The sequence below is a fragment of the Aquabacter sediminis genome (genome assembly GCF_028863665.1).
Lineage (GTDB): Bacteria > Pseudomonadota > Alphaproteobacteria > Rhizobiales > Xanthobacteraceae > L1I39.
In genome coordinates, this window is sequence record NZ_JARBFX010000013.1 from 96,789 (window position 1) to 121,627 (window position 24,839).

Here is a 24,839-nt window from a genome sequence, read left to right on the forward strand (position 1 = left end):
AGGCCTCAGCGCCGGCGGAACACCACGCAGGACACGACGGAGGGGTTGTTCTGCGCGTAGCACAGCTCAAAGCTGTTCGCGTCGAGGATCGTCCCCATTGAGGTGCCGTCATTATCGGTCGTGCGCAGCGTCTTGCGATCCTCTGCAACCACCATCAGCTTCGGCTCGGCGTGGCCGGCGGAGGTGATGGTGCCGATATAGCGGCCGCGATCCTGCTGCGTGAAGGTGACCACCAGTTCGGAGGAGACGAAGCGTGGCTGTTCGCCCTGGCCGCTGCCGGTATAATGCCCGCCATTGGCCATGACGATCGCGCGGCTGGTCCCCACCCATGTGCCGACGAGGTCCGGCCAGCTGTCCTGGGCCATGGCTGGACCGGCCAAGGCGCGGCTGGCCAACACGAGGCCGGTCAACACGAGGCCGGTCAAGAACGAGCCGGCGGAACGGAAAACGTGCATGGCGTTCCTCCTACGTTATGGGGCCGAGACCTTACCGCGCGCACCTGCCGCACGCGAGTACCGGAACGCGGGCCCGCGCCGGGGAGCCGGACGTGGGGCGCAGAAGACCCAGACGGCACTCCAGCACCTTGGCGTTCACAGTGCGGCGTTTCAGGACGGGGCCGGCTGCGGAGAATTGCCATTGAGGATCTCTAGGCCCACCAAGCCCTTGCACAGCAGCCTCACTCAAAATGGTATCAAATAACCTCAAAACAGCCAGATGTGCGCCGCCGCGCAGTTGAACCCCTGGCGCGAATCGATATGAGTCTCGCCCATGATCTGCCACCCCTCCCCCGCAGGACGCCCGGCCCGATGACGGCGCCCACAAAGGTGTCCATCGACCTCGGCACCCGCTCCGGCGGAGGCACGGCCGTGCTGGACCTGGAGGAATTGCTGGCGACCCGCTTGCTGGTGCAAGGCAATTCTGGCTCCGGCAAGTCGCACCTTCTGCGCCGCCTCTTGGAGCAGAGCGCGCCCTGGGTGCAGCAGGCGGTGATCGACCCCGAGGGCGATTTCGTCACGCTCGCCGACCGCTACGGCCATGTGGTGGTGGATGCCCAGAGGGGCGAGGCCGATCTCCAGCGCATCGCCGCGCGGGTGCGCCAGCACCGCGTCTCGGTGGTGCTGAACCTGGAGGGGCTCGACAGCGAGCAGCAGATGCGCGCCGCCGCCGCCTTCCTGGGCGGGCTGTTCGATGCCGACCGCGACGTCTGGTATCCCATGCTGGTGGTGGTGGACGAGGCGCAGCTCTTCGCCCCAGCCGCCGCCGGCGAGGTCTCGGACGAGGCGCGCAAGGTCTCGCTCGGCGCCATGACCAACCTCATGTGCCGCGGCCGCAAGCGAGGGCTGGCCGGCGTCATCGCCACCCAGCGCCTGGCCAAGCTCGCCAAGAACGTGGCGGCGGAAGCCTCCAACTTCCTCATGGGCCGCACCTTCCTCGACATCGACATGGCCCGCGCCGCCGACCTGCTGGGCATGGAGCGCCGGCAGGCGGAGATGTTCCGGGACCTGGAGAGCGGCAACTTCGTCGCCCTCGGCCCGGCCATGGCCCGCCGTCCCCTGCCGGTGCGCATCGGACCGGTGGAAACCTCCGCCCGGTCCACCAGCCCCAAGCTCCTGCCCTTGCCCGGGCCCGCCTCGGGCGAGGAGGCGCACGACCTCATCTTCACGCCCGGCGCCGACGAAAGCCGCCTCCTGGTGCCCCGCCGCCCGCCGCCGGTGGCGCCCACCGCCGACGTGCTCGCCCAGCTTGCTCGTACCACCCCGGCCGCCCCGCCGCCCGTGCCCGAGCCCCCCACCCCGGTGCCGACCCTTTCGCCGGAGCAGCGCCAGGCCGCCATCGATGCCGCCTTGCGGGAGATTTTGGCAGAGCCGGACGCGGGCTTTCGCACCATTGCCGTGCTCTACCAGGACTTCCTGGTGCGCTGCCGGATCCGCCGCGTGGGCGGCGAGGCGCTCTCTTTGTCCGCCTTCCGGCGTCGCCTCGCGGTCGCCCATGCGGGCATCGACATTGCCGAAGCGGAAGCGGAGGATTCCCCCTGGGCGGAGGTCATCACCATGGCCAGCGCCTTGCCGGAGGACATGCAGGGCGTGTTCCTCTCGCTCGCCCGCGCCGCCCATGACCGCCGCCCTTGCCCCTCCGACGCCGAGGTGGCTCATGCCTATGGCAGCCGCTCGCCGGGCCGTGCCCGCCGGCTTCTGGCCTATATGGAAGAGCGGCAGGTGATCGTGACCCGGCTCGACGGGAAGGGCCGCCGCATCGTCGCCATTCCAGGCCTTGCCTGGGAGACCGAACCGGGCGACCCCAACGCAGCCCCCGGCGCGCCAGAGCCACAGCCCTCCGCCGCCGAGTGAGGCGAAGGGCCCCCTTCGCCCTTCCCCCGGCGGCGCAAATGGCCTAATCGCGCTGCAGCATCCACACGGGATTTCGCGCGCGCATGATCCGTCTCGATTCCATCAGCAAGCAGAACGGCAAGCAGATCGTCTTCATCGAGGCGTCCGCGACGCTGCTCAAGGGCGAGAAGATCGGCCTCGTGGGTCCCAACGGCGCCGGCAAGACCACCCTTTTTCGCCTCATCACCGGCGAGGAGTTGCCCGACGAGGGGCAGGTGTCCGTCGATCGCGGCATCACCATCGGCTATTTCAGCCAGGATGTGGGCGAGATGTCCGGCAAGAGCGCGCTGGCGGAAGCCATGGACGGCGCCGGCCCGGTGAGCGAGGTGGCCGCCGAGCTGCGCGAGCTGGAGCACGCCTTCGCCGATCCCGCCCGCGCCGACGAGATGGACGCCCTGGTGGAGCGCTATGGCGAGGTGCAGGCCCGCTTCGAGCAGCTGGGCGGCTACGGCCTGGAGGGCAAGGCCAGCGAGGTGCTGGCGGGCCTCGGCTTCTCCCAGGAGATGATGGACGGGGACGTGAGCAAGCTCTCCGGCGGCTGGAAGATGCGCGTGGCGCTCGGCCGCATCCTGCTCATGCGCCCCGACGTGATGCTGCTGGACGAGCCCTCCAACCATCTGGACATCGAAAGCCTCATCTGGCTGGAGGACTTCCTGAATGGCTATGACGGCGCCCTCATGATGACCTCCCATGACCGGGCCTTCATGAACCGCATCGTCAACAAGGTGGTGGAGATCGACGCCGGCTCGCTCACCACCTATTCCGGCGACTATGAATTCTACGCCCAGCAGCGGGCCATGGCGGACAAGCAGCAGCAGGCCCAGTTCGAGCGCCAGCAGGCCATGCTCGCCAAGGAGATCGCCTTCATCGAGCGCTTCAAGGCCCGCGCCTCCCACGCGGCGCAGGTGCAGAGCCGGGTGAAGAAGCTGGAGAAGATCGACCGGGTGGAGCCGCCCCGCCGCCGCCAGAGCGTGGCTTTTGAGTTTCAACCCGCGCCCCGTTCCGGCGAGGACGTGGCGAGCCTGAAGAATGTCCACAAGGCCTATGGCAGCAAGGTCATCTATGAGGGCCTCGACTTCCATGTGCGCCGGCGTGAGCGCTGGTGCGTGATGGGCGTGAACGGTGCGGGCAAGTCCACCTTGCTGAAGCTCGTCACGGGCACCACGCCCCCCGACCAGGGCAGCGTCGCCGTGGGCGGCAGCGTGAAGCTCGGCTATTTCGCCCAGCATGCCATGGACGTGCTGGAGGGCGAGCGGACCGTGTTCGAGACCCTGGAGGACGCCTTTCCCCAGGCCGGCCAGGGCTCGCTGCGCACGCTCGCCGGCTGCTTCGGCTTTTCAGGCGACGACGTGGAGAAGCGCTGCCGGGTGCTCTCGGGCGGCGAGAAGGCGCGGCTCGTCATGGCGAAGATGCTCTACGATCCGCCGAACTTCCTGGTGCTGGACGAGCCCACCAACCATCTGGACATCGCCACCAAGGAAATGCTCATCGCGGCGCTCTCCGAATATGAGGGCACCATGCTGTTCGTCTCGCACGACCGGCACTTCCTGGCCGCCCTCTCCAACAGGGTGCTGGAGCTGACCCCGGAGGGCGTGCACCAATATGGCGGCGGCTACACCGAATATGTGGCCCGCACCGGCCAGGAGGCGCCGGGCCTGCGCCATTGAGGGCGCCTGCTGGTCCGATGACCGGGAACAGCACCGCGCGTCGGTGCCGCTCCCGTCATCCGCCCGCAGGCCGCGCGCCGGCTTGCCGGCCGCCTTCCTGGAAGCGCTCCGCCCCCGCCATCAGGACCAGGTGCTGAAGGCCACCGTGTCGGCGTTGGCGCCAAAGGCCCCCACCTCCACATCGCTGACCGTATAGACGGCGCCATCGGTGAAGGTGATGGTCGTGACCCCGTTGGCGAGGACGTGGGACTGCACGTCGGCGGCCGCATAAGCCTTGAACCACAGCCCGTCCTCGCCCGTGCCGCCATCCACGGAGCCGCTGCCGCCGCGGGCCAGGACGGTGAAGTCATCGCTCCCCGCCCCGCCAAACATGCTGGTGGCACCCGCGGCGGTGACGAACAGGTCGTCATTGCCCTCGCCGCCATAGAGCGTGTTGCCGCCCCCCGCCACCAACAGGGTGTCGTTGCCCTCATCCCCAGACATGAGGTGGTTTCCGGCCACCGAGGCCCAGGCGCTGTCGTCCCCTTCGCCGCCATAAAGGGTGGCATTTGTGGCGCCGCCCACGAGGCTATCCCCATCCGCTCCGCCATAGGCCAGCATGGAATTGGGGCTGAGGCTGCCGATCAGTTCGTCCTGTCCTGCACCGCCAAAGAGGGTGTCGATGCCGCCCGACGGCCCTGCGACGGAGGCGGTGATCGTGTCGTTGCCGTCTTCGCCATAGAGCAGGTTGAAGCCGCCATTCACCCACATCTCGTCCGCGCCGGCATCGCCGTGGAGCGTATCGGCTCCGCTGGCGCCCACCACGGCATCCGCGCCTTCGCCGCCATAGAGGACGCCATGGGAGCCGTCCTCCAATGTGACGAGGCTGTCGTCGCCGAGCCCGCCATAAAGGGTATCGGTGCTGGCAGGTGTCATTCCGCCCACGAGGCTGTCGGCGCCGGCATCGCCATAGAGCTGGTTGGAGCCGCCATTCACCCACATGAGGTCTGCATCCTCGCCGCCAAAGAGGGTGTCCTGGCCGCTGGCCCCCACCACGGTGTCGGCGCCCGCATCGCCATAGAGCAGAGCGTGCGTGCCATTCACATTGGAGGCGATATTGTCGCCATCGGCGCCGCCATAGACGGTGTCGACCGTGCCGGCCGGAGGCAGCGTCCCGGTGCGGATGAAGTCGACGCCCTCGTCGCCGTAAAGGACATTGCTGCCGCGGGTGACCCACACGTCGTCATCGCCGAGGCCGCCATAGAGGGTGTCGGCCCCGCTGTCTCCGCTCACCTGGTCGTTGCCGGCATCGCCATAAAGCAGGCCCGCCGCCGCGCGGGTGGCCAGAATGTCGTCGCCGAAGCCGCCAAAGAGCGTGTCGATGCCCCCCGCCTGCGCGCTGCCGGTGATCACGTCCACGCCGGCATCGCCATAGATGATGTTGCTGCCCAGGGTCACCCAGAGGAGGTCATTGCCGTCGCCGCCGAATATGGTGTCCGCGCCGCTCGCGCCAGCGATGGTGTCCGCCCCCGTGCCGCCATCCATGAAAGCGTGGGTGGTGCGGCTGCTCAGCTCGTCATTGCCGTCGCCGCCATAGAGGGTGTCCTTTGTGCCGGACGTCGTGTCCAGACCACCGAGCATATAATCGGCGCCAGCATCGCCGTAGAGCAGGTTGGAACCGAGGGCTACTGAGAGCTGGTCGGCGTCGCTTCCACCGTAAATGGTAGCCGCTCCGACCCCGCCAGCAATCGTATCGGCGCCGGCGTCTCCGTACAGAAGATTTCCCGAAATAAAAACGCTCCCTTGGGGCAAGGAGGACGTGATGGAATCTCCACCGTCGCCGCCATAGACCGTCGCCACACCTGTCGCACCCGCTCCGACATTGATCACGTCAGCATCGGCATCGCCGTAAAGGACGTCTCCGCCGGTAGAGGACATGGTGTCTGCGCCAAATCCACCGTACAGGGTGCTGTTTCCGATCCCCTCCAGACGGTCGAGGCCTACATCCCCATAATGGACAGAAGATCCACCATCGGTGAACAAATAGTCGTCCCCGTTTCCCCCGTAAGCCGTATCAAGACCACCTACCGACCCACCGATTGTGTCATTTCCGTCCTCTCCATACGAGGAACCGCTCCACATTGTGAAGATTTGAATAAAGTCATTTCCATCACCTCCATATATGAGGTGCGATCCATTATCCCCGTAAGTTTCTACTGTATCGTTTCCCTCCCCTCCATAGGCCGAAACCGCGCCCCCACTCAAAGAAATGTAATCGCTGCCCTCTCCGCCGTATATTGTTCCCCCCAGCATTGGGGCAACGAGACCGCCGCTCACACTCGCATAAATAGGGTCATAGGGACTGTAAATCCTATCGTTACCCGCATCCCCATAAAGCAACGAGATCCCAGACACGGCTGATAAGGTATCGTCCCCCAGACCACCATAAACGGTGTCGGACGCTCCTACATTAGGCCCGTACTCCAAAATAAAAAAATTCTGACCGAAATAAAAGTCATTCCCATCGTCTCCATAAATAATGGCCCCGCCCGAGACAGTAACCCCATTAATAACGTGCCATGTGGGGCTATTTGCGCCAAAAAGCCAATCGTCTCCATCGCCGCCATAAAGCGTGTCGCCGGCGAACTGACCTTGGTTCACCTCCGTGGCAGCATATAACGAATCATTATCGGCACCGCCGTAAAGGACACTGCCAGAGAAAAGAGTAGAAATGTTATCGCCGCCTTCGCCGCCATAAAGAACGTTGAATTCGCCGGGATTTGTATTCGGAATAAATGCAAGCGCGGCTGCGTTCGAATATAATCCATCCCATCCCTCCCCCCCAAATAGGGTGTCTCCCCGCGCTTGTTCCGAGACTCCCAAAAGGTCGTTTCCGGGGCCACCGATCAGGACATTGTGGGAGCCGGCGCTATCCAGAAAGTCGGCACCCCAACTGGCGGCGATAATACCTCCCCCTGGCCCTTCATTCTCAATACGGACAGAAACACCCGAAAAATTCGTATAAATAAGCGCATCTGAAGTGTTACCAATCGCTTCATCGCGCGTCACCTCCGCACTTACTCGAACTGAAGCCAGAGCATCTGGGTTTGCCGGACTATAAACACCAGCCGCAGTGAGGGCCGCGATAATCTCAGCCTGCTCTGACGCCGACATACCCAATGAATCGAGCCCAAGAAAATCTTGCGTCGGATCGCCCTGGATCAGTTCAGTCTGCGTCAAGTCGTACAGCATGGCTCACCCCACCCATGAAGAGCCCAGCGGCACCGCAGCAGCGGGCGGACTCCGGCTCGATCACCCGGGGGACAGGGTTGATTGCCCAAGCGGAATGCACATCACCCAAATGGGTGAATCGCGGGCATCAGAGCGCGTATAGGCGCCTGAGGGAGGCGCCTGGGCCACGATTTTCAAGCAAAATTGCAGGAAGAGCGGTATTTTTAGACCGCCAGCCTCCCTAACCGCCCTTATCCCCCTCCCCCGCCTTCTCGATCCGCCGCGCCTCGGCCCGCAGCAGGCGGGCGATCTGGTCGACGCGTTCGGGGGTGAGGCGGCTTTCGATGGCGGCGACGGAGAGGGAGCCGGCAAGGCCGCCATCGGGATTGAGGACGGCGACGCCCACCGCCACCACGCCCGGCGCGCGGCTGAGATTGGTGGCGTAGCCCCGCGCCCGCGCCTCGGCCACCAGGCGCGCCATGGCCTCCACGCCGAGATCGCCGAAGGCGGACAGGCGCGGCCCGTTGGAGGCCATGATGGCGTTCGCCTCTTCCTCCGGCAAGGCGGCGAGCATGGCAAGGCCGCCGCAGCCGATGCCGAGCGGAATGCGCGCGCCCACATCGATGGTGAAGGCCTTGATGGGAAAGCTGCCGGCCGCGCGCTTGATGCAGAGTGCATCGCCGCCCGCCCGCACGGCGGCAAAGACGGTGTCGCCCGTCTTCTCCGCCAGACGATCCACCGCCTCGCCCGCCATGTCACTGAGCGCGAGGCGCGGCTCGGCCAAAAGGCCTAATTCATAGATCCAGGCGCCCAGATGATAGCGGCGCGTCATCGGGTTCTGCCGCGCCAGCCCCTCGCCGATCAGCCCCTGCACGATGCGGTGGGCGGTGGCGTGGATGAGCCCCGTCTCCCGCGTGATGTCCACCATCCGCGCGCCGGACTGGCTGCGCTGGGCCAGCACCCGCAGCACGCTGGCCGCGCGCCGGATGCTCTGCGTGCCACCGGCTTCCCCCTCCCCACCCGCCATTTCCGCCCTCCCGTAATATCCATATATTGGACTATTTTTATGTCACTAAACCTGACCAAAACCTATGTGTTGACTTGTTTGTTCGGCCTACGTAGCTTCCATCACGATCAGACGGGAAATTATAGTCCAATATATGGACAAGTCAACTTCCTCCCCGTCGACGGAGGTACGCCATGGATCGCCGACATCTGCTGCTGTCCACCCTTGCGGGCGCCACGGCGCTTCTTGCCGCCCCGCTCATGGGCAGCCTGCCCGCGCAGGCGGAAGCCTTTCCCACCCGGCCGATCCATCTGGTGGTGGGCTATGCCGCCGGCGGGTCCACGGACCAGATCGCCCGCATCGTCGGCCAGAAGCTCTCCGAGGAGCTGGGCCAGCCGGTGGTGATCGACAACAAGCCCGGCGCGGGCGCCACCATCGCCTCCGATTTCGTCGCGAAGTCCGCGCCCGATGGCTACACGCTGTTCATGAGCACCATCGCCAACACCATCAACACCACGCTCTATCGCCGGCTGCCGTTCGACTTCGAGCGCGACTTCGCGCCGGTCTCGCTGGTGGCCACCGTGCCGAACGTCCTGGTGGTCAATCCCAGTGTTCCCGCCAATAGTGTGCAGGAATTCATCGCGCTGGCGAAGAAGAACCCCGAGAAGATTTATTTCGCCTCCTCCGGCAGCGGATCGTCCATCCACCTGTCGGGCGAGCTGTTCAACATGGTGGCGGGCGTCAAGCTCACCCACGTGCCCTACAAGGGCAGCGCGCCTGCGGTGGTGGACCTGATGAGCGGCCAGGTGCAGGCCATGTTCGACAACCTGTCCTCCTCCCTGCCCTACATCAAGGCCGGCAAGCTGCGCGCGCTGGCGGTGACCTCCGCCACCCGCTCCCCCGCCGCCCCCGACATCCCCACCATGGCGGAAGCCGGCCTGCCCGATTGCGAGGTGCTGTCCTGGTTCGCGCTGGTGGCCCCGGCCAAGACCCCGCAGCCCATCATCGACAAGCTGAACGCCGCGGTGGTGAAGCTGCTCGCCGATCCCAGCACCAAGCAGCAGTTCGACAATATCGGCGCCGATCCCGCCTCCAGCACTCCGGCCGCGCTGGCCAAGCTCATTTCCTCGGAAACCGCCAAGTGGGCGAAGGTGGTGAAGACCTCCGGCGCCGAAGTGAACTGACCTTTTCCGGTCTCAACCCGCCGGCGGCGCAGCGCGCCCCGGCCCCTGACTTCCCCTTCCTGCCGCTCGGACGCGGCGGGACGGGCCGTGCTTTGCCTCAAGGACCCTTCAGATGAACCAGCACGTCGACCTCAAGTCCGCTGCCGTCAACGGCGTCTATTCCATCACCGGCGGCGAGGCCGTCGCGCGCATGATCCTCGCTTATGGCGGCGGCGTGGTGTTCGGCATGGGCGGCTTCCAGCTCCTGCCCTTCTATGATGCCGCCCGGCGCCTCGGCCTCAAGCACATCCTCATCAATGACGAGCGCGCCGGCATCTTCGCGGCCGACGCCTATGCCAAGGTCTCCGGCCGTGTGGGCCTGTGCGACGCGACGCTGGGACCTGGCGCCACCAACCTCGTCACCGGCCTCATGGAAGCGCTGAATGCGGGCACGCCCCTGGTGGTGCTGGCCGGCGACACCCACCGCGCCCATTCCTGGAAGAACATGACGCAGGAATGCCGGCAGGTGGACCTGCTGCGCCCGGTCTCCAAGGAGGTCATCCGCGTGGAGATGGTCTCCCGCATTCCCGAACTGGTGCGCCGGGCCTATACGGTCGCCACTTCGGGCCGGCCCGGCCCCGTGGTGCTGGACATTCCCGAGGACATCTCGCACGCGGTCCACGACTTCCCCGTGAGCGCCTTCGAGGTGGACACCCGCTTCCAGAGCGTTCCGGCCCTGCGCACCCGCCCCGATGGGGAGAGCATCGCGGAAGCGGCGGCCCGGATCGCGGAGGCCAAGGCGCCGGTGATCCTGGCGGGCGGCGGCGTGCACATTTCCGGCGCCGCCCAGGCGCTCACCGCCTTTGCCGAAGCCTTCAACATTCCCGTCGCCCATACGCTCTCCGGAAAGGGCGCCATTCCCTGCGCCAGCGCGCTCAATGCGGGCCTGTTCGGCCGCTATGACCGCATCGCAAACCCGCTGATCGAGGAGGCCGACCTCCTCATCGTGGTGGGCTGCAAGCTGGGCGAGATCGCCACCAAGCGCTACACCATCCCCTCCCCGGGCAAGGCACTCATTCACCTGGATTGCGTGGCCGAGGAGTTCGACCGCACGGTGCCGTCCGCCGTGAAGCTGTGGGGCGATGCCCGCCTCGGCATCGAGGATCTCGCCACGGCGCTCGCCCCGTCCCGCGAGGCGCTCGCGGCCCGCTGGGCCGGCCGCCCCGCCGACATCGCCGCCCGCATGGCGGCCTGGCGCACCAAGGTGGGTGACCGGCTCAACTCCCAGGAGACGCCGGTGGACATCGCCCGCCTCCTCACCGAGATCAACGCCGCCATGCCGGAGGACGGCTATCTGGTGGCCGATGGCGGTTTCGCGGCCCATTGGGGTGGACTGTTGTTCGATTCCCCCCGCGCCGGCCGCTCTTTCGTGCCCGACCGCGGCTCGGCCTCCATCGGCTATGGCCTGCCCGGTGCCATCGGCGCGGCGCTCGCCGCCCGACCGGCCCCGGTCTTCGCGCTGACCGGCGATGGCGGCTTCAACATGATGCTCGGCGAGCTGGAGACCGCCCGCCGGCTGGAGCTGGACTTCGCCGTCATCGTCATCAACAACGCCGCCTCCGGCTATGTGAAAGCGCTCCAGCACCTCATGTATGGCCAGGGCGCCTACCAGTCCTCGGACCTGAGCGAGATCGACTATGCGGCGGTGGCCAATGCCATGGGCTGCCGCGGCATCCGCGTGGAGCGGCCGAAGGATGTGGCGGGTGCCTTGAAGGCGGCGCTGGTGCCCTGCGGCGTACCGACCGTCATCGACGTGGTGGTGACGCGCGACCCCTCCAAGATGCTGCCGGGCGTCGACAGCCGCACGGTGCAGATCAAGCCTGGCGACCGCATCGCCTGAGGGCAGGACAGCCAACAAAAACGGCCCGCGAGATGGTCTCGCGGGCCGTTCGTATTTGAGGCTCCGTCTCAGGCGGCAAGGAGGGCCAGCAGCTTCTCCCGCGCCTCGTCGGTGAAGGGCGCGGCCTTGCGGATGCGGCGGTCCACATTGACCGTGACGGCCTTCAGCGTCGCGGCCGCCCGCTCGCCGGCAAACAGCGCCTGCCCGAACACCACCGAGGAGCGGCGCACCTCCACCACCCGGCAGGCGGCCTCGACCGCGCCGGGATAGTGAAGCTCGCCCACAAAATCCACCTCCATATGGACCAGCATGTAGGTCTGCGCGTCGGTGAGCACCAAGGGCGTATGGCCGGCGATGAAGCGCTGGCGGGCGCTCTCCATCATGGCGAGGAAGGACAGGTTGTTGACGTGGCCGTTCAGGTCGAGGTCGGCGAACCGGATCTGCTCCGTGGTGAAGAAGCCGAACGCGGACCGCTGGCGCAGGTCGATGGCGGGAGGGGTGTCGCTGGTGCCAGACATAGGCGGCCTCAATAGGTGGTGGGCCAGGTGGCGAGCCGGCGCAGGCCGATGCCGCCGGTGGGGCGCCGGGCATGGAGCGCGCGCATGCGGATCAGCCAGTCGCGGGTCTCGGGCGGCGAAATCACCGACTGGGCCATGAAGGGCTCGGCCAGCGCATAGGCCGAGGTGTCGCGGGCCAGCTCCGCCTCCAGCTCCGCATAGCGCTCGGGTCCTTCGCCGGGTTTCAGGCGATGAAGCACGTTCATGGCCGGCTGGCGGCCCATGAGGCTGACCTCGGCGGTGAACCAGGCCGCCATCTCGTCCGCATATCCGGCACCCATATTGAGGTGCGCCTGGCCATAGGACTTGCGCAGGATGACCGAGAGCTTCGGCACGGTGGCCGCGCCCAGCGCCTGGAGATAGTTCATGATCTTGCCCGGCATCTTCTGCCGCTCGCCCGCCGCGCCCACCAGGAAGCCGGGCGTGTCGGCGAAGGTGATAAGCGGGATGTTGAAGCTGTCGCACAGGACGATGAAGCTCACCACCTTGTCGCAGGCATCCGCATCGAGCGCCCCACCCTTGTGCAGGGGATTGATGGCAATCACACCCACGGTCTCGCCCGCCAGACGCGCAAGGCCCGTATAGGCCACGGGCGCGAAGCGCTCCTTCAGCGGAAAGAGGGTGCCGGCATCGAAGATGATCTCCAGCATGCGACGCACGTCATAGGTGCGCTTGGGGCTCTCGGGCAGCAGGTCCAAAAGCTTGTCCTGGTCGCCGCCCGGCGCGCCGGGGGCGATGCGGGGCGGCAATTCCTGGCCGTGGGAGGGCAAGTAGGACAGGAAGCGCTTGATGAGGTCGAGGGCCTCCTCGTCGGTGTCCACCGCCCGGTCCACCACGCCGGTCACCTGGGTCTGCACCTCCCAGCCGCCGAACTCGCGCGGATCATTGGCCTCGGCCAGAGCCACGGAGGTGACATGCTCGCTGGAGACGGCCATCACCGCCCCCTTCCGCATCACCACGAAGTCGGACATGGAGGCGTAGAAGGAGCCGTCGCCATAGGTCAGGCCCAGAATGGCCGCCGCCCAGGGTGAGGAGCGGTCGCGCCAGAGTTCGGAGTGCTCGCCCGCCCGGTGCAGGCCCTGTGCCCCCATGATGTCGGGGATGCGCGAGCCCGCGCATTCGTTCAGCAGCACCAGCGGCACGCCATTCTTGGCCGCATTGGCCTTGGCGTGGTGGAACTTCTTGTCGCCAATGGCGGAGGTGGAGGCGCCGAGCGTGGAGAAGTCGGCCGCATGCACCACCACCGGCCGCCCCTCCACGAAGGCGGTGCCGCTCACATAGCCATCGGCCGGCGCGCGATGATGATCCTCCGCACGGGCGGACACGGCCAGCAGGCCCCATTCGGCGAAGCTGCCGGCATCGGTGAGATGCGCCACCCGCTCGCGGGCATTGAGGATGCCGGCCGCCTTGCGTTCGGCGAGGCGCTTCGGGGAGCCCATGGCGAGGGCGCGGGCGCGGCGGGCTTCCAGCTCCGCCCGTTCGGTCTCGAAAGCCATGTCAGTCGATCCAAGCCACGATCTGCTCGGCGGCGACCGCATCGCCCTCGCCCACCAGCAGCTCGGCCACGCGCCCGTCGCGCGGCGCCAGAACGGGAATTTCCATCTTCATGGATTCGATGAGCATCAGCTCCTGATACTCGGCGACGGTGTCGCCCACCGACACCAGGATCTTCCAGACAGCGCCGGAGACATCGGAGAGGACGGGGGATCTGCTCATCGGCATCGACCTTCTTGGGGAGGCTGTAACCCCGCCGGGCGCCCGGCGGGGACGGGGCAGGCTATTTGCCGAACACGAGGTTGGGCAGCCAGAGCGACAGGAACGGCACGTAGCTGACCACCATCAGCAGCACGAACAGCAGGCACTCCAGCGGGAACACGCCCTTGGTGACCACGCTGAGCGGCTGCTTGGCCACGTTGGAGAGCACGAACAGGTTCAGGCCCACGGGTGCGGTCAGCAAGGCCAGTTCCATGTTGATGGTGATGACCACCGCGAAATGCACGGGATCGATGCCCATGGGGCCCAGCAGCGGGACCAGGATGGGCAGCGTGATCAGCATGATGGAGATGGCTTCCAGGAACATGCCCATGATGATCAGCAGCACGTTGATGATCAGCATGAACTGCCAGGGCTGGAGGCCGATTTCGGTGATGTAGCGCACCACCGCGCCGGGCACGCCGGAGGCGGTCAGCCACTGGGCGAAGGCCAGGGCCGTGGCGATGATGATGGTGATCACCGCCGCCCCTTGCACGGAATCGCCGATCTCGGAGAGCGAGTCCTTCCAGGAAAAACCCTTGTAATAGAACAGGGCAATGAGCAGCGAGAGCGCCGCCGCCAGCACGGAAGCCTCGGTGACGGTGACATAGCCGCCATAGATGCCCACCGCCACCACCACGGGCAGGCTCAACGCGGGCAGCGCATGCAGCACCACCTGCGCGGCATCCTCGCGGCTGCGGCGGGGCTCGCGCGGGAGCTTGTGGCGATAGGCGTAATACATGGAATAGCCGACGAAGATCGCCGCCTGGATCAGCCCCGGCACCACCCCGGCCAGGAACAGGCGCGGCACGGATTCCTCGGCGATCAGCGCGAACAGGATCATGGCGAGGGAGGGCGGGATGAGGATGCCCAGGGTGCCCGAGGCCGCGAGCACGCCCAGCGTGAAGGGCATGGGATAGTCGCGCTGGCGCATGGCGGGCACGAGGATCCCGCCCATGGCGACGGCGGTGGCCACCGAGGAGCCGCAGATGGCGCCGAAGAGCGCACAGGCCACCACCGCCACGATGGCCAGGCCCCCGCGCACAGAGCCCACCAGCATGCTCACCATGTCGATGAGCGCCTTGGCGACGCCCCCCTTCTGCATGAAGGAGGCGGCCATGACGAAGAAGGGCACCGCCAGCAGCGTCTCGGAATTCAGCCCGTCCAGCATCTTCTGGAACACGCCGATGAGCGGGTCGCCGTTCAGCGCGTACATGAGCATCGCCACCGCGCCCAGGACCAGGAACAGCGGCATGCCAATGGCGAGCATGGCGAAGAAGACGATGCCGAAAAGCTGGATCGTCATGGCTCAGATCTCCGCCGCGCTGTGGAGCGCCATGGTCTTTTCATCGAACTTCGCGAGATAGGCCCAGAAGCGCTGCACGAAGCGCAGCAGCAGCAGCGCGCCGCCCACGGGGGCCGCCGCGTAATAGATCCACAAGGGAAAGGCGAGGCCGGTGGGGCTGCGTTCGTCCAGGTCCCAGGCGTCGAACGTCATCTGCCAGCCGTACCAGATGAGGCAGGCGGCAAAGACGATGCCCACCAGGCAGTTCACCACCTCCATCCAGCGCTGCGTGCGCACCGGCAGGTGGGAGATGAGGAAGTCCGCCCGCACATGGGAATCGATGCGCACCAGTTCGCTGATGCCCACGAACATGGCCCAGACCAGCATATAGACCGCCACCTCGCCGAACCAGGTGATGGCAAAGGGGCGGAACAGCCAGACCGAGACGATCTGGTAGGAATACATCAGCAAGGCAATGGCCCCGATGAGGCCGACGAAGACCCGCTGCACCGTCGCGATCATGACCGCTCGACCTTCGCGCAAGAATGAGGACGGCCCGCGGGACACCGGGCCGAAGGGCCCGGCTCCCGTCGGGTCGGCTGCCCGGGGATCAGGTGCTCTGCTTGAGCGCGGCGAGGGCCTGCTTCACCAGGTCGGGATCAATCTTGAGCTTGGGCACCAGTTCGTCCTGGGTGGACATGAGGCCCTTGCGGATGCCGTCCAGCACTCCCTGCTCCGGCCGCACCACGTTCACGCCGTTGGCCGCAAGCGTGTCGAAGGCGCGCTGCTGGGCGGCCGTGGTCATCGCGCGGAACTCGGTGATGTGCTCCTTCCAACTGCCAACAAGCAGGTCCTGGAGGGGCTTTGGCAGCTTGTCGTAGGCGGCCTGCGAGATCATGGGGATGTACTGGTGGAAGAACTGGCGCTCCACCACCGTGCACTTGATGCCGGAATCCCACAGCTTGGCGGAGGCGACGCTCGCCGAGTTGGAATACATGGCGACGAAATTGCCCTGGCTGAGGGCCATCGGCACCTCCGCCCACGGCACCAGGATGGGGTCGGCGCCGAAATAGCGAATGCGCGCCTCGGTGCCCGCGCCGCCGAAGGAGCGCACGCGCAGGCCCTTCAGGTCGAGGCTGGAGGAGATCTGCCGGGTGGAATGGGTGTCGCTATAGCCGTGATCGAGCCAGAAGCCGATCACCTTCACCTTCAGCTTCTCCTCGATCTGCTTGTTGATGGCCTGCCCGACCGCCCCGTCGCTGACCGGATGCATGGCCGCCTGCGGCACGCCGAAGAACATGGGCAGGAGGAAGATGTCGTTGTTGGGATCGATGCCGCCCAGCACCCAATTGCCCGGCATGGCCATGTCGATGGAGCCCTGGCGCAGGGCGCGGGGCACGTTCACGTCATTGAACAGCTGTGCCGAATGGAACAGCTCCACGTCGAGCTGGCCGTTGGATTCCTTGCGCAGGAGGTCCAGCCACTTGGTCACCACCGCGTGGCGGTGATGGCCGGGGGCATCGTCGGTGGACATCTTGAACTTGAAGACGGTCTGCGCCCGCGCCCCGATCGCCGGCATGGCGAGGCTGAGGCCGGCGGCGGCCGATGCGGCGAGAAAGCCGCGCTTGGTGAGCTTGATGGTGGTCATGTTCCCCTCTTTTTTATGTGCAGCCGCTCTGGTTCGGCCGGAGTGAAACCAACGCCCGTGAAACGTTCCTCTTACATGCCGATGAGATCGGCCTTGCGGAGCATGGCTCCGAACATGCGGATGGAGGCGACATCCACCATGGTGCCGTCCACCTGGATGGCGCCCAGCCCCTGCGCCTCGGCCTCCTTGTAGGCGGCGGCGAGCTTGCGGGCGCGGGCCACCTCGCCAGCGTCAGGCGTGAAGACGGAGAGCGCCCAATCGATCTGGGCGGGGTGGATGGCCCACTTGCCGACGCAGCCGAGCGTCAGGGAGCGCGACGCTTCCACCGTGTAGCCGTCGGGATCGCGGAAATCCGCATAGGGCCCGTCCACCGCATCGATGCCGGCGGCGCGGCAGGCCATCACCATGCGGAAGCGCGAATAGTGCCAGACATCGCCCGGATAGGGGCCGACCTTGCCGTCGGGCTTGATGAGCACGCCCATGGAGGCGGAAAAATCGCCCATGCCGAAGATGAGCGCTTCCAGGCGCGGCGAAGCCTTGGCGATGGCCTCCACATTCTGCAGGCCCTCCACTTCCTCGATCAGGGCTTCCAGGCCAATGGGCTTTTCCAGGCCGATATCCTGCTCCAGCTGGTTCAGCAGCGTGTCGGCAAAGAGAATGTCGGCGGGGGTCTTCACCTTGGTGAGCATCAGCGTGTCGAGGCTCTCGCGGGCCCCGCTCACCACCTCGATGATGTCGCGATAGGCGTAGCGGGTGGAGAAGTCGTTGATGCGCACGCAGCGCGTCTTGCGGCCCCACTCATAGGTGGTGAGCGCCTCGACGATCTTGGCCCGCGCCTCGGCCTTCTGGCTGGGGGCGACGGCGTCCTCAAGGTCGAGGAACACATGGTCGGCGAGCGAGGCGGCCGCCTTGCGCATCATCTTCTCGGATGAGCCGGGAACGGCGAGCTGGACACGGCGCAGGCGCTGGGGACGGGACGAGGGGCTCATGCTGCGGTCTCTGCGGAAAGGGGGCGCGGGCGGCCGAAGGCACCGGCGGCGCGCAGGGTGGAAATGGTGTCGGAAGAAAAGCCGGCCTCGGCCAGCACAGCGTCGGTGTGCTCGCCCAAGAGCGGCGCGCGGCGGCGGATGGCGCCGGGAGTGGCGGTCATCTTCACCGGCACGCCGGCCAGCGTCACGGGGACGTCCATGCCCGGCTGCTCCACAGGCACGATCATCTCGCGGGCGGCGAAATGGGGGTCGGCCATGATCTCGGCCACGTCATAGACTGGTCCGAACGGGATCTTGCCGCCCAGCAAGGCCAGAAGCTCCGCCTTGGTGTGGCGGCCGGTGAAGCCCGAGAGGATCTCGATCAGCGCCACCCGGTTGTCATAGCGCGCCTGCCAGGTGGAAAAGCGCGGGTCGGCGGGCAGGCTCGCGAGACCGCACAGGTCGCACAGCAGGGCGAACATGCGGTCGTCATAGGCGGTGATGGTGCACCAGCCGTCCGAGGTGGGGAAGGTGCCGAAGGGACATAGGAAGGGGTGCTGGTTGCCCTGCGGCACCGGCACCATGCCGGCATAGGCATATTGGTGCAGCACCCGCTCGCACAGGGCCAGCACGCTGTCCACCATGCTCACGTCCACGAACTGCCCCTCGCCCGTGCGCCGGGCATGATGGACCGCGCACACGATGCCGAAGGCCGCCAGCATGGCCGGCACGATGTCACCCACCCCCGGTCCGATCTTGGTGGGCGCGCCGTTCTCCTCGCCCGTAATGGCCATGATGCCGCCGAAGGCCTGGGCCACCACGTCATAGGCCGGCCAGTCGCCATAGGGGCTCGCCTTGGTGCGCGGATCGCCAAAACCCCGGATGGCGGCATAGACGAGGCGCGGATTGCGGGCCTTGAGGGTCTCGTAGGAAAAGCCCAGCCGCTCCATGACCCCGGCGCGATAATTCTCCACCACCACGTCGGCGCCATCGATGAGCGCGAGCAAGATCTCCCGCCCCTCGGCCGTCTTGAGGTCGAGGGTGATGGAGCGCTTGTTGCGGTTCACCGAGGCGAAATAGCCGGCGAAGGCCTTGAGCTGGTCGTGGGGATGGAACGGCCCGAAGGTGCGCGTCACGTCGCCGTCGGGGGGCTCCACCTTGATCACGTCGGCGCCCTGGTCCGCCAGCATGGCGGTGCAATAGGGGCCGGCGAGGAAGTGGGTCATGTCCACCACCTTCAGGTCCGCGAGGGCGCCGGACGGCGCGGGCGCGCTCATGCCGCCGCCCCATAGGCGCTGGCGCGCTTCACCAGCACCCGGCGCACGCATTCGCACACCACCACGTCGTCCTGGTTCACGCCCCAATGGCGGAAGGTGACGATGCCGGCATCGTCCCGGTCCGCGTCTTCCTTGGCCAGCACTTCGGAATAGGCATAGAGGGTGTCGCCGTGGAACACGGGGGACTTGAGGCGCAGGCCGGTCATGGAGAGCTCGGCCAGCGCATTTTCCGCCGTGTCCTGGCTGGCCATGCCGATGACAAGAGCGGTGGTGACGCCGCCAAAGACGACGCGCCGGCCGAACGGAGCGGTCTTCATCATGTGCTCGTCGAAATGGCCGGCGGCGGTGTTCATCACCAGATTGGTGAGCAGCACATTCTCCAGCGGCTCGACGGTCTTGCCCCGGGCGTGGCGCATCACCAGGCCCACCTTGAAGGCCTCGAAATAGCTGCCCGGCGCGGTGAGGGTGGCCAGTTCCATCACAGCCTCCCCAGGATGGAATCGGAGATGACGCGCAGCTGGATTTCCGAGGTGCCCTCGAACACCTTGGTCAGGCGCGCGTCGCGCCAGTGGCGCTCCACCGCGTGGTGGGTGGTGTAGCCGGCCCCGCCATGGATCTGGAGCGCATCGGAGGCGACCCGCTCGGCCATCTCGCTGGCCAGATACTTGGCCATGGAGGCCTCGCGGTCGCAGCGCTCGCCGGTGTCGATGCGGTCGCACACATAATGGACGAACTGCCGGGTGCTCTCCACCTCCGCCGCCATGCGGGCGATCTTGAAGCGCGTCTCCTGGAAGGCGGCGATGGGCTGGCCGAACTGCACGCGCTCCTTGGAATAGGCGATGGCATCCTCCAGGGCCCCGCGCGCCACCCCCACCGCCCGCGCGGCGGTCTGGGCACGGGCGCATTCCAGGCCCTGGGTGGCGTAATAGAAGCCCTTGCCTTCCTCGCCGATGAGGCTGTCCGCCGGGATGCGGAAATTGTCGAAGGCCAGTTCGTAGGTCTTCATGCCGAAATAGCCGATCTTGGGGATCGGCGACCCGGCCATGCCCTCCGGGAATTCGCCCCGCTTCTTCTCGAAGATGAACATGGACAGGCCATGATGGCGCTTGTCCGGCGGCGCCTTGGAGGTGCGCGCCACCAGGATGATGAAGTCCGCCTCCTTGGCGAAGGTGCACCAGTATTTGTTGCCGGTGATGAGATAGCTGTCGCCGTCCTTCACCGCCCGGGTGGCGACGGAGGCGACATCCGAGCCGGCCGAGGGCTCCGACATGGCGAAGGCGCCCACCATCTCGCCCACCGCCATCTTGGGCAGGAAGTAGCGGCGCTGCTCTTCGCTCATCATGTGGCTGCCGATGAGCAAATTGCCGCGCACGATGATGGAGCCCACGGACATCCAGCCGCGGGCCAGTTCTTCCGACACCAGACAATATTCGAAGCAGCCGAGGCCGAGGCCGCCATATTCCTCGGGAATCAGGATGCCGAAATAGCCAAGCTCCGCCAGCTTGTCGCGCAGCGCCATGGGAATGTCGGCACGCTCGGGATCGAGCTTGTTGGCGAGCGGGGTCACCTCGCGCCGGGTGAATTCGCGGGCATGCTCCTGGATGGCGCGCCGCTCTTCGGTCATGTAGCTCATGGGGCCGCCTCCGCCGGGGCCGCGCGCGGCACCATGTTGGTGCGCACGAAGGAAATCACGCGTTCGCCGCGCTGGTTGAAGCCCTCGGTGTGCCAGGTGGCGATGCCCATCATCGGGTTCTTTGCGGAGTCCCGAAGCCCCGTGACCGTGCTGCGGGCGGTGAGCGTGTCGTCGGGATAGACCGGCGGGCCGTATTCCAGGTCGTCGACGCCCAGGAAGGCGCCGCCCGCCTCGGACAGGTCCTCCACGGAGAGGCCGAGCACCAGAGTGAACACCATCAGCGGATTGACCGGCGTGTCGGGATGGCCGAGCGCCAGGGCATATTCCCGGTTGAAGTAAAGCGGGTTGAAATGCAGGGTCAGCGTCGAAAACAGCGCTGCCTCTGAATCGCGCAGGGTTCGCCCCCAATGATGCTCAAACCGGCGGCCCACCTCGAACGCCTCGAAGGTGTTCCCCTTCCGCATCAGCACCGCCGAGCTGCGGAAATCTGTCGTCATTTCAAAACGATGCCTCCGGGAAGGACGGCAGGGTCAGGGCACCGCGAACGGCAACCCTGCGCTGCTCAACTTTTGATCACGCTTAAATCGATGCACTCAGGTTTGATCTGATGAAAAGGAATGTCAACGCCGAAATTTTCATGACATCAAAACTTGACACGAAAATTTTGATCACACTATTTGTCGAGACAGGCGGAGAGAGGGGCTTTCCGCCAGCGGGAGCGGCACCGGGAGCGCATCCATGGCGGGACGCAGCAGCAAGGGCACGGCGCAGGGAAGCACCCCGCGGGACGAGACGGCGCACGGCCGCGCCGCACCCGCGCCGGAGGCGTCTCCCTCGGCCGAGGCCACCGCAAAGGCACCCCCCCGGCGGGGGCGCAGCGCGAAAGCGGGCGTCGCCCCTCCCGAGCCCCTGCCCGAAGCCGCACCCGACGCGCCGGAGATGCGCGTCGCCAAGGCGGCCCCGCGCGGCGGCGCCAAGCGCAAGGCGGAGGCGGAGCCCGCCCCCTCAGCGGCAGACCTGACCGCCGACGATGTGCATGCGGAGGCCGATGCCCGCGTCGGCGCCGTGGTGCGGGCCGAGCGGTTGCGCCGCGGCTGGTCGCTGGGCGCGCTGGCCGAGCAGGCCATGATCTCCATCGGCATGCTCAGCCAGATTGAGCGCGGGCTGGCCACGCCCTCGCTGCGCACCCTGCGGCTCTTGGCCGGCGCGCTGGACGTGCCCATCACCCAGTTCTTCGAGGGCGACAGCGTTCCGCCCTCGGCCAATCCCTTCATCGTGCGCGCCCATGAGCGCCACTGCCTGAACCTCACCAATACCGGCATCAACAAGATGTTCCTGATGCCGCCGGGCACCAGCCTGCTGGAGATGTGGGAGTTCCGCTTCGCACCGGGCGGCACCTCCGGCGGGGCGCTCTACAACCACAATGGCGAGAAGGCCGGCGTGGTCATCCAGGGCCGCATCAAGCTCTTGATCGGCGACGAGACCTACACGCTGGAAGCCGGCGACAGCTTCCGCTTCTCCAGCATGCTGCGCCACCGGGTGGACAACGATTCCGACGAGGAAGCCCGCGTCTTCTGGGTGGTCACCCCGCCCGCCTCCGGCGGCCGCGCCCCCTCCCGCCAATAGGCATTCCCCCACAACCAAGGCGATGGCGATGAAGAAGGTTCTGGTGGCCAATCGCGGCGAGATCGCCCGGCGGGTGTTCCGCTCCTGCCGGACCCGGGGGCTTGCCACCGTCGCGGTCTATTCGGAGGCGGACGCAAGCGCCGCCCATGTCAGCGAGGCGGACGAGGCCGTTCTCATCGGCCCCGCCCCGGCCCGCGACAGCTATCTGAAGGCGGAGGCGGTGATCGCCGCCGCCCACGCCATGGGGGCGGATGCGGTCCATCCCGGCTACGGCTTCCTCGCTGAAAACGCCGCCTTCGCACAGGCGGTGCAGGAGGCCGGCCTCACCTGGATCGGTCCTGCGCCGGACACGATCCGCGACATGGGCGACAAGGAGCGCGCGCGGGAGATCGCTCGCCGCGCGGGGGTGCCCGTCGTGCCCGGCAGCGCCCGCTTCCCGGTGGAAGCGCAGGGCTGGCAGGGGGCGGCCGACAAGGTGGGCTATCCGCTGCTGGTGAAGGCGGCGGCGGGCGGTGGCGGCATCGGCATGCGCCGCGTGGACGGGCCGGAGGGCCTCGCCCCGGTGGTGGCCGCCACCCGTTCCATGGCCGCCCGCGCCTTCGGCGACGGCACGGTCTATTTCGAGCGCTACGTGCCCCGCGCCCGCCATGTGGAGGTGCAGGTGTTCGGGTTTGGCGACGGACAGGCCGTGCACCTGTTCGAGCGCGACTGTTCCCTCCAGCGGCGCTTCCAGAAGGTGATCGAGGAAAGCCCCGCCCCCGGCCTGCCCGAGAGCGTGCGGGCCGGCATGGCGCAGGCGGCGGTGAAGCTGTGCGCGGCGACCCGATATGCGGGCGCGGGCACGGTGGAGTTCATCCTGGATGTGGCCACCGGCGATTTCTTCTTCCTGGAGATGAACACCCGCATCCAGGTGGAGCATCCGGTCACCGAAAGCGTCACCGGCCTCGACCTGGTGGGCCTGCAACTGGACTTTGCCGCCGGCACCCTTGCCCCGCTGGCGCAGGAGGACGTGGCCGCGCACGGCCACGCCATCGAATGCCGGCTCTATGCGGAGGACCCGGCGCGCAATTTCCTGCCCTCCCCGGGCCTCATCACCGCCTATGTCCCGCCGCCCGCCGCGCCCTGGCTGCGCATCGATGCGGCCTATGGCGCGGGCGACACCATCACGCCCTTCTACGATCCGCTCATCGCCAAGGTGATCGCCCATGGCGCGACGCGCGAGGAGGCGCGCGCCCGCGCCCGCGCGGCGCTGGAGGCCTTCACCCTGGAGGGGCCGGCCAACAACCGCGCCTTCCTGATCGCCTGCCTCGCCGACGCGGACTTCGCGGCGGGGGAGGTCGACACCGGCTTCATCGACCGCCGGCGCGCCCTGCTGGTGCCCGCGCGGACAGCGGCGGCCTGACACAGGCGGTCGCCGGCCCCGACGCCTCAATCCCGCACGTTCAGCCCCCGGACGCCTCTTCCGGGACTGCCTTGGCTCGTCCGCTCGCCGGACCCTTGTCCCACCCTCAGGAGATGGAAATCCTCATGACCACCCCCGCACCCATCGAGCGCTACGGCATCGGACCGCGCATGTCCCAGATCAGCATCCATGGCGGCGAGACCGTCTATCTGGCCGGCCAGGTGGCCAAGGCCAAGGCGGGAGCCTCCATCCGCGAGCAGACCGAGGAGATCCTCGCCAATATCGATGCGCACCTGGCCAGCGTCGGCAGCAGCAAGGAGCGCATGCTCCAGGCCACCATCCTGCTCGCGGACATGGCCAATTTCGACGAGATGAATGCCGTGTGGGACGCCTGGGTGCCGGAAGGCAACACGCCCGGCCGCGCCTGCTACGAAGCCAAGCTGAACCGCGCCGCCCTGGGCGTAGAGGTGATCGTCATCGCCGCCCGATAAACGCGGTCCGGCCGGTGAATCGCCCTCTAACGTCTTGGATGGAGACGGATTCACCACGCGTCCGCCGGACGCGCTGGCTCAGACCCGGGGCGCTGCCGCGGGGAGGCCCGCGGCGCCTAAAACGCGAACGGCCGGCACATGCCGGCCGTAGCAGTTTTCGTCAGGCCGAAGATCAGGCCTTGGGGCCCTTCTTGGCCGGCGCCTTCGCCGCAGCCGCCGGCTTCGTCACGGGCTTCGTAACGGGCTTGGCGGCGGTCTTGGTCACGGGCTTCGTAACCGGCTTGGCGGCTGCAGCTTTGGCGGGTGCCTTGGTCTTGGAAGCAGCAGACTTGGAAGCGGCAGACTTGGAAGCAACGGCCTTCGGGGCCTCCACGGGCGCAGTGTCCACCTTCGGGGCTTCCACCGGCGCGGCTTCCGTCACCGGGGCGGCCGGAGCGGCGGCCTTCGGAGCGGCGGACTTCTTGGTCACCGGCTTCTTCGCGGCAGGAGCTTTGGCAGCAGGAGTCTTGGCAGCAGGAGCGTCGGTGCCGTTCGCGGCCGCCTTTGCAGCAGGCTTGGTGGCCGGCTTGGCTGCGAGCTTGGCGACGGGCTTGGCGACGGGCTTGGCGGCCTCCGCCTTCACCTCAGCCTGCGGCTCCGTCGGCTTTGCGTCAGCAGCTGCCGCCGGGCCAGTCTTCGCAGTGCCCTTCTGAGTGCGCTGGGTGCTTTTAGAACGCTCCTGGGTTGGAGCGGCATCGACGGGCGAGGGGGTCGCGGCCGGTGCGTCCGCGGGGGCCTTCTTCGCCGCCGCCTTGCGGGGCGCCTTGGCCTTCACGGGGGCGGCCGGCGCCGGGGCTTCGGCGGCGGGCGCCTCGGGCGCGAGGGAGG

Annotated in this window: 21 protein-coding genes and 2 pseudogenes; 7 read left to right on the forward strand and 16 right to left on the reverse strand. The window is 67.1% G+C overall.

Annotated features, from left to right (window positions below; all coding sequences use genetic code 11):
- Positions 1–5: 5 nt before the first annotated feature.
- Positions 6–455 carry a hypothetical protein gene (locus PV781_RS21095; RefSeq protein ID WP_274777594.1) on the reverse strand — a complete coding sequence of 150 codons (450 nt, stop codon included), beginning with the start codon at positions 453–455 and terminating at the stop codon, positions 6–8.
- A 351-nt stretch (positions 456–806) separates the two neighbouring features.
- On the opposite strand from PV781_RS21095, the gene PV781_RS21100 reads away from it, so the two are divergent.
- Together PV781_RS21100 and PV781_RS21105 are read left to right on the forward strand one after the other, a co-directional pair.
- Positions 807–2,348 (forward strand): ATP-binding protein, encoded by a 1,542-nt coding sequence (locus tag PV781_RS21100; RefSeq protein WP_274777595.1) that lies wholly within the window; start codon positions 807–809, stop codon positions 2,346–2,348.
- A gap of 83 nt (positions 2,349–2,431) precedes the next feature.
- Positions 2,432–4,054, forward strand: a complete 1,623-nt coding sequence (locus PV781_RS21105; RefSeq protein ID WP_274777596.1) for an ABC-F family ATP-binding cassette domain-containing protein — start codon at positions 2,432–2,434, stop codon at positions 4,052–4,054.
- 120 nt (positions 4,055–4,174) lie between these two features.
- Here the strand turns inward: PV781_RS21105 and PV781_RS21110 are convergent, their stop codons facing one another.
- The 3 genes and pseudogenes from PV781_RS21110 to PV781_RS21115 form a co-directional block, all read right to left on the reverse strand.
- On the reverse strand, positions 4,175–5,971 hold the full coding sequence (locus PV781_RS21110) for a calcium-binding protein (RefSeq protein ID WP_274777597.1): 1,797 nt from the start codon (positions 5,969–5,971) through the stop codon (positions 4,175–4,177).
- A gap of 438 nt (positions 5,972–6,409) precedes the next feature.
- Positions 6,410–7,285 (reverse strand): annotated as a pseudogene (locus PV781_RS24155) (hypothetical protein); the annotation flags it as partial.
- Between the two features lie 220 nt (positions 7,286–7,505).
- The gene (locus PV781_RS21115; protein ID WP_274777598.1) at positions 7,506–8,291 is read right to left on the reverse strand and encodes an IclR family transcriptional regulator; all 786 of its coding nucleotides are present in this window, start codon (positions 8,289–8,291) and stop codon (positions 7,506–7,508) included.
- 173 nt (positions 8,292–8,464) lie between these two features.
- Between PV781_RS21115 and PV781_RS21120 the strand changes: the two genes are divergently transcribed.
- Together PV781_RS21120 and PV781_RS21125 are read left to right on the forward strand one after the other, a co-directional pair.
- Complete coding sequence (locus PV781_RS21120) at positions 8,465–9,454, forward strand: tripartite tricarboxylate transporter substrate binding protein (RefSeq protein ID WP_274777599.1); 990 nt, start codon at positions 8,465–8,467, stop codon at positions 9,452–9,454.
- A gap of 112 nt (positions 9,455–9,566) precedes the next feature.
- Complete coding sequence (locus tag PV781_RS21125; protein WP_274777600.1) at positions 9,567–11,333, forward strand: thiamine pyrophosphate-binding protein; 1,767 nt, start codon at positions 9,567–9,569, stop codon at positions 11,331–11,333.
- A 68-nt stretch (positions 11,334–11,401) separates the two neighbouring features.
- Here PV781_RS21125 and PV781_RS21130 read toward each other — a convergent pair whose 3' ends face one another.
- The 11 genes from PV781_RS21130 to PV781_RS21180 form a co-directional block, all read right to left on the reverse strand.
- Positions 11,402–11,851, reverse strand: coding sequence for an acyl-CoA thioesterase (locus PV781_RS21130; protein ID WP_274777601.1), 450 nt, complete (start codon positions 11,849–11,851; stop codon positions 11,402–11,404).
- 8 nt (positions 11,852–11,859) lie between these two features.
- A complete protein-coding gene (locus PV781_RS21135) occupies positions 11,860–13,386 on the reverse strand; it encodes an acyl-CoA carboxylase subunit beta (protein ID WP_274777602.1) in 1,527 nt (508 codons plus the stop codon).
- A 1-nt stretch (position 13,387) separates the two neighbouring features.
- Positions 13,388–13,606, reverse strand: coding sequence for an acyl-CoA carboxylase biotin carboxyl carrier protein subunit (locus PV781_RS21140; RefSeq protein WP_274777603.1), 219 nt, complete (start codon positions 13,604–13,606; stop codon positions 13,388–13,390).
- Between the two features lie 61 nt (positions 13,607–13,667).
- Positions 13,668–14,948, reverse strand: a complete 1,281-nt coding sequence (locus PV781_RS21145; protein ID WP_274777604.1) for a TRAP transporter large permease — start codon at positions 14,946–14,948, stop codon at positions 13,668–13,670.
- A 3-nt stretch (positions 14,949–14,951) separates the two neighbouring features.
- Positions 14,952–15,449 carry a TRAP transporter small permease gene (locus PV781_RS21150; RefSeq protein WP_274777605.1) on the reverse strand — a complete coding sequence of 166 codons (498 nt, stop codon included), beginning with the start codon at positions 15,447–15,449 and terminating at the stop codon, positions 14,952–14,954.
- Between the two features lie 88 nt (positions 15,450–15,537).
- Positions 15,538–16,575: a TRAP transporter substrate-binding protein DctP gene (gene dctP, locus PV781_RS21155; RefSeq protein ID WP_274777606.1), complete on the reverse strand. Its 1,038-nt coding sequence runs from the start codon at positions 16,573–16,575 to the stop codon at positions 15,538–15,540.
- 71 nt (positions 16,576–16,646) lie between these two features.
- Positions 16,647–17,564, reverse strand: coding sequence for an HpcH/HpaI aldolase/citrate lyase family protein (locus PV781_RS21160; protein ID WP_274777607.1), 918 nt, complete (start codon positions 17,562–17,564; stop codon positions 16,647–16,649).
- Positions 17,561–18,820: a CaiB/BaiF CoA transferase family protein gene (locus tag PV781_RS21165; RefSeq protein ID WP_274777608.1), complete on the reverse strand. Its 1,260-nt coding sequence runs from the start codon at positions 18,818–18,820 to the stop codon at positions 17,561–17,563. The genes PV781_RS21160 and PV781_RS21165 overlap by 4 nt, the downstream gene beginning before the upstream one ends.
- A complete protein-coding gene (locus PV781_RS21170; protein WP_274777609.1) occupies positions 18,817–19,299 on the reverse strand; it encodes a MaoC family dehydratase in 483 nt (160 codons plus the stop codon). Before PV781_RS21170 ends, PV781_RS21165 begins: the two co-directional genes overlap by 4 nt.
- Positions 19,299–20,453, reverse strand: coding sequence for an acyl-CoA dehydrogenase family protein (locus PV781_RS21175; protein WP_274777610.1), 1,155 nt, complete (start codon positions 20,451–20,453; stop codon positions 19,299–19,301). Before PV781_RS21175 ends, PV781_RS21170 begins: the two co-directional genes overlap by 1 nt.
- Entirely contained in the window at positions 20,450–20,950 is a 501-nt protein-coding gene (locus tag PV781_RS21180) for a MaoC family dehydratase (protein WP_274777611.1), read from the reverse strand. The genes PV781_RS21175 and PV781_RS21180 overlap by 4 nt, the downstream gene beginning before the upstream one ends.
- 241 nt (positions 20,951–21,191) lie before the next feature.
- On the opposite strand from PV781_RS21180, the gene PV781_RS21185 reads away from it, so the two are divergent.
- From PV781_RS21185 to PV781_RS21195, 3 genes are all read left to right on the forward strand, one after another.
- Entirely contained in the window at positions 21,192–22,079 is an 888-nt protein-coding gene (locus PV781_RS21185; RefSeq protein ID WP_274777612.1) for a helix-turn-helix domain-containing protein, read from the forward strand.
- Positions 22,080–22,107: 28 nt separating this feature from the next.
- Positions 22,108–23,481, forward strand: coding sequence for an acetyl-CoA carboxylase biotin carboxylase subunit (locus PV781_RS21190; RefSeq protein WP_274777613.1), 1,374 nt, complete (start codon positions 22,108–22,110; stop codon positions 23,479–23,481).
- A 125-nt stretch (positions 23,482–23,606) separates the two neighbouring features.
- Positions 23,607–23,972, forward strand: coding sequence for a RidA family protein (locus PV781_RS21195; RefSeq protein WP_274777614.1), 366 nt, complete (start codon positions 23,607–23,609; stop codon positions 23,970–23,972).
- Positions 23,973–24,144: 172 nt separating this feature from the next.
- On the opposite strand, the pseudogene PV781_RS21200 reads toward PV781_RS21195, so the two are convergent.
- A pseudogene (locus PV781_RS21200) lies at positions 24,145–24,839 on the reverse strand (hypothetical protein); the annotation flags it as partial.